A 14,250-nucleotide genomic window follows, 5' to 3' on the forward strand; every position below is an offset into this window, starting at 1 on the left:
GCATCACGGGACGCGGACCGTCACCGTGGCGAGGCGGTCTGGCCAGTGGGAGGCGAGATGCGACTCCTCCTGCGCCGCCCACCGATCCCAGTGGGGACGATACGTGTCGCCGTCTCGATCGAGTGCGCGTTGCCTCCGGCTCCGCGACGGCGAATCGACCCACACCGAAGCATCGGCGAAAGCCACCGAAGTCGGGGTGAGGATGCCCGATCCCTCCACGATGAGGGCCGAATGCGGATCCACGTCGTGCGCTTCCGCCGGCTCGTCCCGCAGCCAGTCCCACCTTACCCAGCGGCCGACGAGACCGCGCGATCTCGGGCGGAGCACCCCTTCGATCACCGCGTCCGCACCCGTGCGGAGGCCGTCCCACCCCGGATAGACGCTGTCCAGGCCGAGGACCTGCGCGTCGAGGAGTTGCCCGAGCAGCGCCGCCAGCGTGCTCTTCCCTGCGCCGGACCGCCCATCGATCAGCACCACCGGGTGCGGGAGCTCTCCCACCTGCCGTGCGACGCGCTCGGCGGCATCGCGGAGCCTGTTGCCGATCTCAGCGCTTGAGTGCACGGATGACGCGGCTGAGCGCCCTGCCGGCTACCCAGACGAACGGGATGCCGACGGCCACGAGCGAGACGAGATTCGGCTCGAAGCGGAGGTCGTCTCCCTTGCGGATGTAGGCGCCGACCGGAATCGCCACGCCGCCGCCGCCTCCCCCGCATCCTCGTTCGGGGTCTTCGCCGGCGCCGAAGCCGGACCAGGAGATCGCCACGGGGATCACCCGTACGCCATCGACATCCTGTTGTTCGCCGTAGACGCTGCGGACGCCGAGTGACGCAGACTGCTTACCGAGTTCGAGTGCGAGATTGGGCATGGCTCCACCGTAGTCGCCGTCGCCGCGATGTACAGGGGCGTCACTCATCGATCGGGAGTCGTGGATTCGTCGGGAGCGCATTGACGTCGCGCCGGGGGCCCAGGGTGCTCGCGCGAGTGACGGCGGCGCGCCCGAAACGGGCCCGCGCGCCGTCGAGCGCCTCGTCGACAGCCCGCCAATCAGCGTCGTCGTCCCAGAGCGGGGTGGGGCCACCGCCGACGCCCACGAGGCGCTCTCCCCGCACACCGATGAGTCGAACGGGCTGCGTGAGCGGCAGTTCGTCAAGGAGCGACAAGCCGACCTCGCCGATCCGCTGGCCGACGTTAGTGGGCTCCGGAAGCGTCATCGAACGCGAGACCGTGGTGAAGTCGGCGTAGCGGAGCTTGAGGGTGATCGTCCGCGCCTCCCATCCTGCGGCACGAAGCCGTGAGGAGACGCGATCGGAGAGGCGATGGACCTCGGTGCGCAGCACCACGGGATTGCTGACGTCCTCGAGAAAGGTCTCCTCGTGACCCACGCTCTTCTCGACGTGGGTCACTTCCACCTCACGCGGATCGACGCCGCGAGCCAGGTGCCAGATGCGCTCCCCCATCGCCTTTCCGAGGGCGCGTTCGAGAACTGGGCGGGGCGAAGCGAGAACATCGGCGACGGTACGGATGCCTCGAGCCTCGAGCGACTCCGCGGCGCGAGGGCCGACGCCCCAGAGCGCGCGCACCGGCCGTGCCGCCAGGAACGCACCCGTGTCGGGAAGGGAGACGATCAAGAGGCCATCCGGCTTGGACAGGGTGGAGGCGATCTTCGCGACGTGCTTCGTGGCGGCCACGCCGATGCTGCAGGTCAGGCCGGTCTTCTCGAGAACACGCACCCGCAGATCGCGTGCGATCGTGCCGGGACTCCCCCACAGGCGCCGCGCGCCACTCACATCCAGGAACGCCTCATCGATCGACAGCGGCTCGACGAGGGGCGTGACCTCGTGGAACAGCTCCATGACGCGACGCGAGGCGGACGCATAACGATCGAAGTGCGGCGTGACCACCACGGCGTTCGGGCAGAGGCGCAGCGCCTGCCCCACCGGCATCGCTGCCCGCACGCCGTACCGTCGTGCCTCGTATGAGGCACTGGAGACCACTCCGCGCCCTTCGCCACCGCCGATGATCAGCGGCCTCCCCCGGAGGGAGGGATCGTGCAGCACCTCGACAGACGCATAGAAGGCGTCCATGTCGACATGGAGGATTCGCGTGCCCGTGTCGTCGGCACCCTCCGGCGACACGATTCGCCCCGTGCCGTCTCCGCGCCCCATGTGACCATTCTCCGACGCACCACCGACACCGGCCCCACGCCGCTGAGCGTCGCCGGAGTGGCGCTAGGCGCTTGCCCGCTCCAGGACGAGTTCACGCACGCGCGCGGCATCCGCCTGCCCGCGCATCGCCTTCATGACCGCGCCGATCACGGCGCCGGCGGCTTGCACCTTGCCGTCACGGATCTTCGCGAGCACGTCGGGCTGCGCCGCCAGGGCCTCGTCGATGGCCGCGATGAGGGCGCCGTCGTCGGAGACCACGGCGAGTCCCCTCGCGTCCACGACCTGCTGCGGCGTGCCTTCCCCGTCGATCACACCCTCGAGCACCTGACGAGCGAGCTTGTCGGTGAGCGTGCCGGCGTCGATGAGCTGCTGGAGCGCTGCGACCGAACCAGGCTCAATCAACGACGACGGCTCCACGCCGCGCGCATTCGCGATGCGGGAGATCTCGCCCGTCCACCACTTGCGCGCCGCCGCGGGTGACGCGCCCGCCGTCACGGTCGCTTCGACCTCCGCGACGAGACCGCCGTTCGCGACATCCTGGAACTCGAGATCGGTGAACCCCCAATCCGCCTTCAGCCGCCGGCGACGGGCGGCCGGCGCCTCGGGAAGCTCCGCTCGCAGTTCTTCGATCAGGGACGGATCAGGCACGACGGGCAGGAGGTCGGGCTCGGGGAAGTACCGATAGTCGTCGGCATCGGACTTGGGCCGACCGGGCGAGGTGCGCCCGGTGTCCTCGTGCCAGTGACGGGTCTCCTGCACGATCGTGCCGCCGGAGGCGAGGATCGCGGCCTGTCGCTGGATCTCGTAGCGGACGGCACGCTCCACGGAACGCATGGAGTTGACGTTCTTCGTCTCGGTGCGGGTGCCGAGCTTCTCCTGCCCGCGTGGACGCAGCGACACGTTCGCATCGCACCGCAGGTTTCCCCTCTCCAGGCGTGCTTCGGAGATCCCGAGAGAGAGCACGATGTCGCGGATGGTCGCAACGTAGGCCTTTGCCACCTCGGGTGCCCGGTGCTCGGCCCCGAAGATCGGTCGCGTCACGATCTCCACGAGCGGAACACCGGCGCGGTTGTAGTCGACCAGTGAGTACTCCGCGCCCTGGATGCGCCCGGCGGCACCGCCCATGTGCGTGAGCTTGCCGGCGTCTTCCTCCATATGGGCACGTTCGATGGGGACGGTCATCCGCGTGCCGTCACCCAGCTCGATCTCCACCTGGCCATCGAAGGCGATCGGCTCGTCGTACTGCGAGATCTGATAGTTCTTCCCGAGGTCGGGGTAGAAGTAGTTCTTGCGGGCGAAGCGGCTCGACGGGGCGATCGAACAGCCCAGCGCCAAGCCGAGACTGATCGAGTGCCGCACAGCGACCTCGTTGACGACCGGGAGCGCGCCCGGCAGACCCATGTCGACGGGGGCGACGAGAGTGTTCGGTGCAGCTCCGTGATACGACTCGTGCGCCGGATTACCGGCGGAGGAGAACATCTTCGTCTGCGTGTTGAGTTCGACATGCACCTCGAAGCCGAGCACGGGCTCGAACAGCTCCAGTGCTTCGTCGAAGTCCATCAGTGCAGCCTTGGCCATCAGAGGGCCCCTTCCCGTCGCGGCGCCCGGTCCAACAGTGGTCCACCCCATTGGTCCAGGAGGAGCGCCTCCAACGCCGCGCCCACGCGGTAGAGGCGTGCGTCTTGCCGTGCAGGGGCGAGGAGTTGGATGCCGACCGGCAGCCGGTCTTCCTCGGCCAGCCCCGAGGGGACCGAGATCCCCGGGACCCCCGCGAGGTTCGCGGGAATCGTCGTCACGTCGTTGAGGTACATCTGGAGCGGATCGTCGATCTTCTCGCCGAGCCGGAACGCCGTCGTGGGCGCCGACGGCGTGGCGATGACGTCGACGGTGCGGAACGCGGCGTCGAAATCGCGCTGGATCAGCGTGCGGACCTTCTGGGCGGATCCGTAGTACGCGTCGTAGTAACCCGCCGAGAGCGCATAGGTGCCCAGGATGATGCGTCGCTTCACCTCGTCGCCGAAGCCGGCATCCCGAGTCGCGGCCATGACGTCTTCGACCGTGCCGCCGGGCACGTCGACCCGAAGCCCGAACCGCACGGAGTCGAACTTCGCGAGGTTGCTCGACGCCTCGGCAGGCAGGATCAGGTAGTACGCAGCGACGCCGTACTCGAAGTGCGGTGCGCTCACCTCGACGATCTCGGCGCCGTGGGCCTCCAGCAAGGCCAACGACGCGCGGAAGGACGCCGACACCCCGGCCTGGAAGCCCGAGTCGGGAAGCTCGGCGATGACGCCGACGCGCAGACCGCGCAGGACCTCACCGGTGGCCCCCTCCCGCGCGGCCGCCGCGAACGACGGCCACTGCTCCCGCAGAGACGTCGAGTCGTGGGGGTCGTGTCCGCCGATCACATCGTGCAGGAGCGCGGAGTCGAGCACCGTACGCGAGACCGGACCGACCTGATCGAGGCTCGACGCGAGGGCAATCGCGCCGTAGCGGCTGACGCCGCCATAGGTGGGTTTGACGCCCACCGTACCGGTCACGTGGGCCGGTTGGCGGATGGACCCCCCGGTGTCGGACCCGAGCGCGAGGGGAGCCTCGAACGCGGCGACGGCGGCGGCCGAACCGCCACCGGATCCACCGGGGATGCGGTCGAGATCCCACGGATTGTGCGTCGGACCGTAGGCCGAGTGCTCCGTGGACGACCCCATGGCGAACTCGTCCATGTTGGTCTTGCCGAGAGGGACCATTCCTGCGGCCCGGGCTCGCGCAACGACGGTGGCGTCGTACGGAGACATGTACCCCTCGAGGATGCGCGACCCGCTTGTCGACGGCATGTCGGTCGTCACGAGCACATCCTTGATGGCCAGCGGAACGCCCGCCAAGGGGCTGAGCGACTCGCCTCCCGCGCGACGGCGGTCCACCTCGGCGGCGGCGTCGAGAGCGTGCTCGTTCACGTGCAGGAAGGCGTGGATGTCACCGTCGACATCGCGAATGCGGTCGAGGTGCGCGCGCGTGACCTCGGCGCTGGACACTTCGCCAGCGCTCAATCGCGCCGAGAGGTCAGCGGCGGAGAGCCGGGTCAGGTCGTCGCTCACTGCTCTTCTCCCAGGATGGCGGTGACCCGGAAGCGGCCGTCGACGGCGTCGGGCGCGTTCTGGAGAACCTGCTCGGTCGTGAGCATGTCGCCCGCGACGTCGGGGCGGAAGACGTTCTCCAGCGGGATCGGGTGGCTCGTCGCAGCGACATCGGGAGTGGCCACTTCGGACACCTTGGCGATGTTGTCGACGATCACGGACAACTGCTGGGTGAGGCGATCCACCTCCCCGTCGCTCAGCTGGATCCGGGCGAGCGCACCGAGATGGCGCACGAGTTCTGGGCTGATTTCCGACACCAGGTCATTCTAGTTGTGACGTGTGCGCCCGTTCGTCCGCGTCATAGGCTGGGCGCGTGACGACCTACCACCCGCCCCGCCCGTGGACCGCCAGCTATGCGGAGGGCGTTCCGGAGGACCTCCCCGCCGTTTCGGGCTCGCTGCTAGACATCGTCGAAGCCTCTGCGCGCGACTACCCCGACGCGACCGCGCTCCAGTTCTTCGGAAGCGAGACCAGCTATCGCGATCTGGAGGACGCGATCGAACGGACCGCGGCGGGCCTGCGCGCCCTGGGGGTCGCCGCGGGCGATCCCGTGGCGATCGTCCTCCCCAACTGCCCGCAGCACATCGTCGCCTTCTACGCCGTGCTCCGCCTGGGCGCGGTGGTCGTCGAACACAATCCGCTCTACACGCCGAGAGAGATGCGCAAGCAGTTCGAGGACCACGGAGCGAAGATCGTCATCGCCTGGAGCAAGGTCGTCTCCACCATCCAGGCCTTCCCAGCCGACGTCGCCGTCTCGCGCATCGTCTCGGTCGACATCACCGAGGCGATGCCGTTCCGGCTGCGTCTCGCGCTGCGGCTCCCGATCGCGAAGGCGCGGGAGTCCCGCGATGCCCTCACCGTCCGCGTCACCGGCGTGACGCCCTGGAGTCAGCTGGTGCGCAGCGAGCGCCTGCCGGCGACGCACCCGAGGCCGGACACGGACGACCTGGCGATCATCCAGTACACGAGCGGAACCACGGGCAGCCCCAAAGGAGCGATGCTCAGCCATCGCAATCTGCTCGCGAATGCGCGGCAGGCGCAGGCGTGGGTGCCGTCGATCCAGCGAGGGAAGGGCTGCGTCGTGTACGCGGTGCTGCCGATGTTCCACGCGTACGGGCTCACCCTGTGCCTGACGTTCGCGATGTCCATGGGCGCCCGTCTGGTTCTCTTCCCCCGGTTCGAGCCCGATCTCGTGCTCGAAGTCACGAAGAAGCACCCGGCGACCTTCCTCCCGTTGGTGCCGCCGATCGCGGAACGCCTCCTGAATGCTGCGCAGGCGGCCGGGGTCTCCCTGCAGGGAACCGATATCGCCATCTCGGGAGCCATGGCACTTCCCCACGAGCTCGTCGTGCCGTTCGAGCGCGCAACCGGCGGATACCTCGTCGAGGGCTACGGGCTTTCGGAATGCTCTCCCGTCCTCATGGCGAACCCCGTGGCAGACAATCGCGTGCCGGGCACCGTCGGCCTCCCACTCCCGGGCACCGAATGCCGCGTCGTCGATCCCGACCAGCCAGACCAAGACGTTCCCGCGGGCGAGCGAGGCGAGCTCCTCGTGCGCGGGCCGCAGGTGTTCTCGGGATACTACGGACGTCCGGAGGAGACGGAACAGGTGTTCGTCGAGGGCTGGTTCCGCACCGGCGACATCGTCACGATCGACGAGAGCGGCTTCGTCCGTATCGTGGATCGCATCAAGGAACTGATCATCACCGGGGGCTTCAACGTCGCTCCCACCGAGGTGGAGAACGCCCTCCGTCAGCACCCCTACGTGGACGACGCCGCGGTCGTCGGCCTGCCGAGCGAACACTCCGGCGAAGAGGTCGTGGCGGCCGTGGTGCTGTCCAAGGACGCTCCCGCGCCTGACGTCGAGGACATCCGCGCGTTCGTTCGCGGGCTGCTGACCCCGTATAAGGTCCCACGCCGGGTGTTCGTCGTCGACGAGCTGCCGAAGTCGCTCATCGGCAAGGTGCTGCGTCGCCACGTGCGGGAGAGTCTGCTGCAGCTGACCCGGCCCGGCGGCTCGTGATCAGTCGCCGTCGGCGGGACTCAGGGCCCCTGGACCCTCGGTGACCAGCAGGGCGAACTGCGTCGCGTCGATGATGCGGACCCCGAGCTCCTCGGCGCGAGCGAGCTTCGAACCGGCTCCGGGACCGGCGGCCACGTAGTCGGTCTTCTTCGAGACGCTCGAGGCGGCCTTGCCGCCGGCCGCGATGATCGCTTCTTGCGCGCCTTCGCGCGTGAAGCCCTCCAGAGTGCCGGTGGCGACGACCGTGATCCCCTCGAGCACGCCACCGCCGGCTGCCGCGGCGCCCGGTCCGGGATGCCCCGGAATCTCCAGGCGGGCGCCCGCTGCCTGCCATCGATCGACGATGTCGCGGTGCCAGTCGACCTCGAACCAGTCGATCAAGGAGTCGGCGATGGTTTCGCCGACTCCTTCCACGGCCGCCAACTCCTCGCGGCTGGCGGCCCGAATCGCCGCCATCGAGCCGAACCACTGCGCGAGTGCCCGCGCGGCCACCGGTCCCACGTGTCGGATGCTGAGGGCAACGAGGAACCGCCAGAGATCCTTGGTCTTCGCCTTCTCCAGCTCGGCGAGGAGCTTCAGGGCCGCCGCGGAGGGTTGCGGACCGTCATGACCTTCGCGCTTCTCGGCGGCGCTCGGTTGACGCTGGAACGGCGCCCGCGTCTTGACGACGCCGTCAGCGTCCTCTCTCGGCAGTCCCGTCTCCGCATCTCGCACGATCACGCGGATCGGCACGAGCTGTTCCAGTGTGAGGTCGAACAGCCCCGCCTCTGTCTCCAGCGGCGGTGTAGCCGGCGACTCGGGCTGCGTGAGCGCGGCCGCGGTGACCTCCCCCAGCACCTCGATATCGAGCGCACCGCGCGAGCCGATGTGCTCGACGCGGCCCCGCACCTGCGCTGGACAGGCGCGTGTGTTGGGGCAGCGCAGGTCGATGTCGCCTTCCTTCGCCGGTGCCAGCGGTGACCCGCATTCGGGGCAGTGAGAGGGCATGACGAACGCGCGCTCGCTCCCGTCGCGGAGCTCGGCCACGGGCCCCAACACCTCGGGGATCACATCGCCCGCCTTGCGCAGCACGACCGTGTCGCCGATGAGGACGCCCTTCGCGACGACGACCTCCTGATTGTGGAGCGTTGCCTGCCTCACGACACTTCCTGCAACGCGTGCGGGGGCCATGACGGCGAAGGGCGTGGCTCGCCCCGTGCGACCGACGGACACGACGATGTCGAGCAGCTTCGTATTGACCTGCTCAGGCGGGTACTTGTAGGCGATCGCCCACCGCGGAGCACGACTGGTCGCGCCGAGCTCGTCGTGGAGTGCGAGCTCATCGACCTTGACGACGACCCCGTCGATCTCGTGCTCGACGTCGTGGCGGTGCTCGCCGTAATGGTCGACGTATCCGAGGACACCGTCGATGTCATCAAAAGTCCGGAAGTAGGGGCTCGTGGGAAGGCCCCAGCTTTCCAGCAGCCCATAGACCTCACTCTGCGACGCGACCGGAGGGTCGGGCCATGCGCCGATGCCGTGGACGAACAGCCGCAGCGATGCGAGCCGCGCGTCACCGGCTTCGCGTTCGAGCCCCGACTTCTTCTCCAGTTGCTGACGCAGGCCGCCGCTGGCGGCGTTGCGAGGGTTCGCGAACGCGGGGAACCGGCGGATGGCACTGCGCTCGGCCTTCTCGCGGTCGCCGCCTTTGGCCAGCGCATTGTCGAGGACGCGTGCGCGCAGATCTGCCTGGAGCCGGTTGAGGGCATCGAACTCCGCGACGGGGATGAACACCTCGCCCCGCACCTCGACGATCGGGGGGTGTCCCGAGCCGGCGAGGCGTCGCGGGATGCCCGAGACGCGTAATGCGTTGACGGTGACGTCTTCACCGATACGGCCGTCGCCCCGGGTGGCCGCGGAGACGAGCACGCCGTCCTCATATCGGAGGCTGATCGCCAGGCCGTCGATCTTCAGCTCGGCGAGCCAGCGGATGTCACGACCCGCGGCGGCGCGAGCCTTGGCGCACCATTCGCGCAGTTCGTCGGTCGTGAAGACGTTGTCGAGGCTGAGCATGCGCTCGGCGTGCTCGACGGGCGCGAACATGGTGCTCTCTGCAGCGCCGACGCTCTGGGTCGGAGAGTCTTGCCCCTGCAACTCGGGGTGTTGCCGCTCGATCTCCTCGAGCCGACGCATCCAGCCGTCGTAGGTGGCGTCGTCGACGATCTCGGCGTCTCGCCCGTAGTAGGCGTCGCGCGCGTCGAGAATCCACCCGGTCAGCTGCGCCGCTTCCTCCCGCGCGTGCTCCCGCGACTCGTCTTGCGACACACCTGCGCCCTCTGCATCCGTCACCCGGTCAGTCTAGGTTCCGGGTCCGACATTCTGGCCGATCGCAGCGGCGCCTCGTCAGGCCTCCACCGGCACGGCGGAGACCGTGCGCGAGATCGTGAACTGGCCGAGCACCCGGGTGCCGTCATAGAGCACGGCGGTCTGTCCGGGGGCCACTCCATCGAACGGGGTCTCGGCGATCACGCTGATCGTGCCGTCCTCCACGGTCGCACGGGCGGGAACGGGGTCGGCGTGTGCTCGGATCTGCACGTGACAGGCGAAGGCAGCGTCCTGGGGCGCACGGCCAGCCCAGCTGTGCCGCTCCCCCGCGATTTCCGCGGTGGCGAGCGCCTCCTTCGGCCCGACGATGACCGTATTGGTTACCGGGCGCACTTCCAGCACGAACCGCGGCTTGCCGTCGGGAGCCGGGACACCGAGTGACAGCCCGCGCCGCTGTCCCACCGTGAAGGCATGCGCCCCCTCGTGCCGTCCGACGACTCGGCCCGTGCGGTCGACGACGTCGCCGGTCGCGGCACCGACCTTGTCCGCCAGCCACCCCCGCGTGTCCCCATCGGGGATGAAGCAGATGTCGTGGCTGTCGGGCTTGTGCGCGACGGTGAGCCCTCGCCGCTCGGCTTCGGCTCGGACCTCGGCCTTGGAGGGTGTGTCGCCGAGGGGGAAGTAGGAGTGCGCGAGTTGGTCGGCCGTGAGCACCCCGAGCACGTACGACTGGTCCTTCGCTGCGTCCGATGCCCGGTGAAGCTCGCGCCCGTCGGGGGTGTCGACCAGGATCGCGTAATGCCCCGTGCAGACAGCGTCGAAGCCCAGCTCGACGGCGCGTTCGAGCAGCGCCGCGAACTTGATCTTCTCGTTGCAGCGCATACAGGGGTTCGGCGTGCGGCCGGCGCGGTACTCCGTGATGAAGTCCTCGATGACGTCGTCGCGGAATCGCTCCGAGAAGTCCCAGACGTAGAAGGGGATTCCCAGCAGATCGGCGGCGCGGCGCGCATCCATCGCGTCCTCGATCGTGCAGCACCCGCGACTGCCGGTCCGGAGCGTTCCGCCGGCCCGAGAGAGCGCGAGGTGGACGCCAACGACGTCGTGCCCCGCGTCGACGGCACGCGCCGCGGCCACGGCGGAATCGACGCCTCCGCTCATCGCGGCGAGAATCTTCATCCGTCCAGTCTACGAACGCACGCCCGGGAAGAGGGCCGCGTCACCCACTCCCACCCGCGGCCGCTCGTGCGCGTCCATAGGCGGTGGGCAGCACGTCGGCGAGGGCGTCGACATCGGCACGCGTGGTGGTGCGTCCGAGCGTGATCCGCAGGACGGAGCGGGCCGCGCGTTCATCACGGCCGAGAGCGAGGACGACATGAGAGGGCTCCGTGATCCCCGCCTGGCACGCCGCGCCCGTCGAGACGGAGATCTGCTGCTGGTCCAGCAGGAAGAGGAGCGTCTCGCCATCCGCGCCCGGGAACCGCACGTGCACGTTTCCGGGGAGTCGCTCGACACGGTCGCCGAGGATCTCCGCCTCCGGCAGCTCCGCGTCGATCCGAGCCATCAGGTGGTCCCGGAGCCCGGCGAGCCGACCTGACTCCGCCTCTCGCTCGCCCGCCGTGGCTGCCAGCGCAGCCGCCATCGCCACGGCGCCGGCCACGTCGGCGGTGCCGGGACGGAGACTGCGCTGCTGCCCGCCTCCGTGGATCAAGGGAGTGAGCGACGCATAACGCGACACGACGAGCGCACCGATACCGGTGGGCCCACCGACTTTGTGCCCGGACATGCTCAGGGCGACGAGCCCCGTGCGCGCTCGGGACGGCCCCCGCCACCGACGGAAGGACACCTCCAGCGCGCCGACGGCGCCGACGGCATCGAGGTGGAGCGGCACCCCCGCCGCCCCGGCGGCACCCACGAGCGCGGGCACATCGGTCACGGTGCCCACCTCGTTGTTGGCGACGAGGGCGGTGGCCACCGCGGCGCCGGGAACCGCCGCGGCGAACGCGGAGGTGTCGGGCGCTCCGTGCGGTGTCAGCGGCACTGCACGCACCTCGGCGCGCTCGGTCTGCCGGAGCCAGTCGACGGCCTCCGTCGTCGCGTGGTGCTCCCCCTCGGGCATCACGATCGCGGAGCGGCCGGGCTCCCGCGACCACCACAGGCCCTTCACAGCGAGGTTGATCGACTCGGTGCCGCCGGAGGTGAACAGAACCTCGATGGGATCGCAGTCCAGCGACGCCGCGACCGATTCCCGCGCCGTCTCCCACAGGCGCCGTGCGGCTTGGCCGTGGCCATGGACCGAGGCCGCGTTGCCCACCGCGTCCACGGCTTCCAGCCACGCCTCCCGCGCTTCCGGTCGGAGCGGGGTCGTGGCGGCGTGATCCAGATAGACCGGCATACCTCTCCTCGAGCCACCACGCCGTCAGGAGGCGGCGCGGAGCGTTACTACTGTAGATCGCATGTCATCGACTGCGGCGCCCGCGACGACCTCGATCCTGTCGTCGGACTTCGACGATCTCGGTGTGCGGCCCGGGCCGGATGGCGGAACACTCACCGTATGGTCGCAGCACGCGACGAGCGTCGAGCTGGTGCTCTTCGACGCCGATGATCTCGACTGGATCACCGAGTCAGTGCCGATGACGCGCGACGGTGCAGGGTGCTGGCGCGCGACCAGCGCCGCCCTCGTTCCCGGCACGCGCTACGCGGTCCGTGTGGACGGGCCCCACCGCCCCGGTGACACCTTCAATCCGGAGACGCTCCTCATCGAGCCCTACTCTCGCGGGCTCGTCTCGGGGGGCGTCGGCGACTGGCGGTCGGTGGTGGTCGACACCTCTTTCGACTGGCGGGGAACGGTGAAGCCGGCCGTCCCGTGGGACCGGACGGTCATCTACGAAGCGCATCTGAAGGGGCTGACCAAGCGCCACCCCGACATCCCGCCGGCGCTCCACGGGACGTATGCGGGGCTGGGTCACCCCGCGATGATCGACCACCTCGTGTCGCTCGGGATCACGGCCGTCGAGCTCCTGCCCGTCCACGCGTTCGAGCCGGAGCCGCGTCTGCGCCAGCTCGGGCTGAACAACTACTGGGGCTACAACTCGGTGAGCTTCTTCGCGCCGCATGCCGACTACGCGACGGCTCGGAGCATCGCCGACGGGCCGGACGCCGTTCTGCGCGAGTTCAAGGAGATGGTCAGAGCGCTCCACGCCGCCGGGATCGAGGTGATCCTCGACGTCGTCTACAACCACACGTCGGAGGGCGAGCTCGGTGGTCCCCGCTCCGGCTTCCGTGGCATCGACGACCGCTCGTACTACCGGCAGCACGACGACGGCGCGTACATCGACGTCACGGGATGTGGAAACGCCGTCGACACCTCCACGCCGGCGGTCTCCCGTCTCATCCTCGACTCGTTGCGGTACTGGGCACAGGAAGTGCAGATCGACGGCTTCCGGTTCGACCTCGCCGCGACGCTCGGACGCGACTCACGTCACGAGTTCCGTCCCGATCACCCGCTCCTTCGCGCGATCGTCGAGGACCCTGACCTCCACGGGGTGAAGATGATCGCCGAGCCGTGGGACGTCGGGATGGGCGGGTGGCAGACCGGGAACTTCGGCGCCGGGTGGGCGGAGTGGAACGATCGCTACCGAGACCGTGTCCGCAACTTCTGGCTGAGCGACATCGACTACGCGCGCCGCGCGGGCACCGCTCCCGTGGGAATCGGAGGCTTCGCGACCCGACTCGCCGGCTCGTCCAACACGTTCACCTCCGATCGAGGTCCGCTGTCCGGTGTCAACTTCGTGACGGCCCACGACGGGTTCACACTGCGCGACCTCGTCTCCTACGACGTCAAGCACAATCTCGGCAACGGCGAGCACAACCGCGACGGCGCGGACATGAACCGGTCCTTCAACCACGGTGTCGAAGGCCCCACCCAGGACGAGGGCATCCTCGCCCGCCGACGCAAGGCGATGCGCAATCTCCTCGGGACCCTGCTGTTGTCGGCGGGCGTGCCGATGCTCACGGCGGGCGACGAGTTCGGACGCACCCAGCGCGGTAACAACAACGCGTACTGTCACGACTCCCCGCTCACCTGGCTCACGTGGGAGCACGCTCCGTGGCAGCAGGATCTGGCTGAGCACGTCCGTCGGCTGACTCGGCTCCGGCGCGAGAACCCGGCCCTACGGCCCGTGCGCTTCGCACACGAGGAGCAGACCGTGCCCGGCGCGTCGGTGATCGACTGGTACGACGAGCACGGGCGGACGATGTCTCATGAACGGTGGACCGACCCGGCACACCGCACCCTGCAGTACGTCGCGCAGTCGACTCCGGAGCATGAAGCGCCCAACCGGGTCCTGCTGATCGTCCACGGCACCGAACGGCCCGTCGATGTGACCCTTCCCCACATCGAGGGTGTCGCCCGGTATGTCGCGCTCTGGTCGAGCGTCGATGAGCGTCCATCAGCGCCCGGCGACACCTTCCTGCCCGGTGACGTCGTGTCCCTTCCCGACACGGCGATGCAGCTCTTCCGCGTCGAGGACGGTGGCACAGCGGACCGTGGGTGAACCGCCCGCCGCGCGAGCGCGCCGATAGGCGCGCGACCCGCGGAGAGGTAGGTTCGAGACGTGGCCACGACGAC

11 protein-coding genes are annotated in these 14,250 nt (G+C 69.3%); 2 read left to right on the forward strand and 9 right to left on the reverse strand.

Going from position 1 to position 14,250, the window contains the following annotated elements:
• Positions 1 to 3: 3 nt before the first annotated feature.
• The 6 genes from QM591_RS08755 to gatC all read right to left on the reverse strand — a co-directional run bounded on the left by QM591_RS08755 (position 4) and on the right by gatC (position 5,553).
• Positions 4 to 561: a hypothetical protein gene (locus tag QM591_RS08755; protein ID WP_415131629.1), complete on the reverse strand. Its 558-nt coding sequence runs from the start codon at positions 559 to 561 to the stop codon at positions 4 to 6.
• Positions 545 to 865 (reverse strand): hypothetical protein, encoded by a 321-nt coding sequence (locus QM591_RS08760; RefSeq protein ID WP_415131631.1) that lies wholly within the window; start codon positions 863 to 865, stop codon positions 545 to 547. The genes QM591_RS08755 and QM591_RS08760 overlap by 17 nt, the downstream gene beginning before the upstream one ends.
• 40 nt (positions 866 to 905) lie before the next feature.
• A complete protein-coding gene (locus QM591_RS08765; protein WP_415131633.1) occupies positions 906 to 2,165 on the reverse strand; it encodes a DNA polymerase IV in 1,260 nt (419 codons plus the stop codon).
• A gap of 63 nt (positions 2,166 to 2,228) precedes the next feature.
• Positions 2,229 to 3,743 (reverse strand): Asp-tRNA(Asn)/Glu-tRNA(Gln) amidotransferase subunit GatB, encoded by a 1,515-nt coding sequence (gene gatB, locus QM591_RS08770; RefSeq protein WP_415131635.1) that lies wholly within the window; start codon positions 3,741 to 3,743, stop codon positions 2,229 to 2,231.
• Complete coding sequence (gene gatA / locus QM591_RS08775) at positions 3,743 to 5,257, reverse strand: Asp-tRNA(Asn)/Glu-tRNA(Gln) amidotransferase subunit GatA (RefSeq protein ID WP_415131637.1); 1,515 nt, start codon at positions 5,255 to 5,257, stop codon at positions 3,743 to 3,745. The genes gatB and gatA overlap by 1 nt, the downstream gene beginning before the upstream one ends.
• Positions 5,254 to 5,553, reverse strand: a complete 300-nt coding sequence (gatC, locus tag QM591_RS08780; protein ID WP_415131639.1) for an Asp-tRNA(Asn)/Glu-tRNA(Gln) amidotransferase subunit GatC — start codon at positions 5,551 to 5,553, stop codon at positions 5,254 to 5,256. The genes gatA and gatC overlap by 4 nt, the downstream gene beginning before the upstream one ends.
• 56 nt (positions 5,554 to 5,609) lie before the next feature.
• On the opposite strand from gatC, the gene QM591_RS08785 reads away from it, so the two are divergent.
• Positions 5,610 to 7,319 (forward strand): long-chain-fatty-acid--CoA ligase, encoded by a 1,710-nt coding sequence (locus QM591_RS08785; RefSeq protein WP_415131641.1) that lies wholly within the window; start codon positions 5,610 to 5,612, stop codon positions 7,317 to 7,319.
• Here the strand turns inward: QM591_RS08785 and ligA are convergent, their stop codons facing one another.
• The 3 genes from ligA to QM591_RS08800 are packed head-to-tail and all read right to left on the reverse strand — an operon-like array spanning position 7,320 to position 12,015.
• Entirely contained in the window at positions 7,320 to 9,647 is a 2,328-nt protein-coding gene (ligA, locus tag QM591_RS08790; protein WP_415131643.1) for an NAD-dependent DNA ligase LigA, read from the reverse strand.
• A 54-nt stretch (positions 9,648 to 9,701) separates the two neighbouring features.
• Entirely contained in the window at positions 9,702 to 10,799 is a 1,098-nt protein-coding gene (mnmA, locus tag QM591_RS08795; RefSeq protein WP_415131645.1) for a tRNA 2-thiouridine(34) synthase MnmA, read from the reverse strand.
• Positions 10,800 to 10,839: 40 nt separating this feature from the next.
• Positions 10,840 to 12,015, reverse strand: a complete 1,176-nt coding sequence (locus QM591_RS08800) for a cysteine desulfurase family protein (RefSeq protein ID WP_415131647.1) — start codon at positions 12,013 to 12,015, stop codon at positions 10,840 to 10,842.
• A gap of 61 nt (positions 12,016 to 12,076) precedes the next feature.
• Between QM591_RS08800 and glgX the strand changes: the two genes are divergently transcribed.
• On the forward strand, positions 12,077 to 14,176 hold the full coding sequence (glgX, locus tag QM591_RS08805; RefSeq protein ID WP_415131649.1) for a glycogen debranching protein GlgX: 2,100 nt from the start codon (positions 12,077 to 12,079) through the stop codon (positions 14,174 to 14,176).
• Positions 14,177 to 14,250: the final 74 nt, after the last annotated feature.

It is taken from the genome of Microbacterium sp. (assembly GCF_047607225.1).
In the GTDB taxonomy this organism is placed as follows: Bacteria; Actinomycetota; Actinomycetes; order Actinomycetales; family Microbacteriaceae; genus Microbacterium.

Excerpts from the sequence above, each read along its gene's own strand:
- QM591_RS08800 (WP_415131647.1), bottom strand. The coding sequence starts at position 12,015 with ATGCCGGTCTATCTGGATCACGCCGCCACGACCCCGCTCCGACCGGAA.
- mnmA (WP_415131645.1), bottom strand. The coding sequence starts at position 10,799 with ATGAAGATTCTCGCCGCGATGAGCGGAGGCGTCGATTCCGCCGTGGCC.
- glgX (WP_415131649.1), top strand. The coding sequence starts at position 12,077 with ATGTCATCGACTGCGGCGCCCGCGACGACCTCGATCCTGTCGTCGGAC.
- QM591_RS08765 (WP_415131633.1), bottom strand. The coding sequence starts at position 2,165 with ATGGGGCGCGGAGACGGCACGGGGCGAATCGTGTCGCCGGAGGGTGCC.
- QM591_RS08760 (WP_415131631.1), bottom strand. The coding sequence starts at position 865 with ATGCCCAATCTCGCACTCGAACTCGGTAAGCAGTCTGCGTCACTCGGC.
- gatB (WP_415131635.1), bottom strand. The coding sequence starts at position 3,743 with ATGGCCAAGGCTGCACTGATGGACTTCGACGAAGCACTGGAGCTGTTC.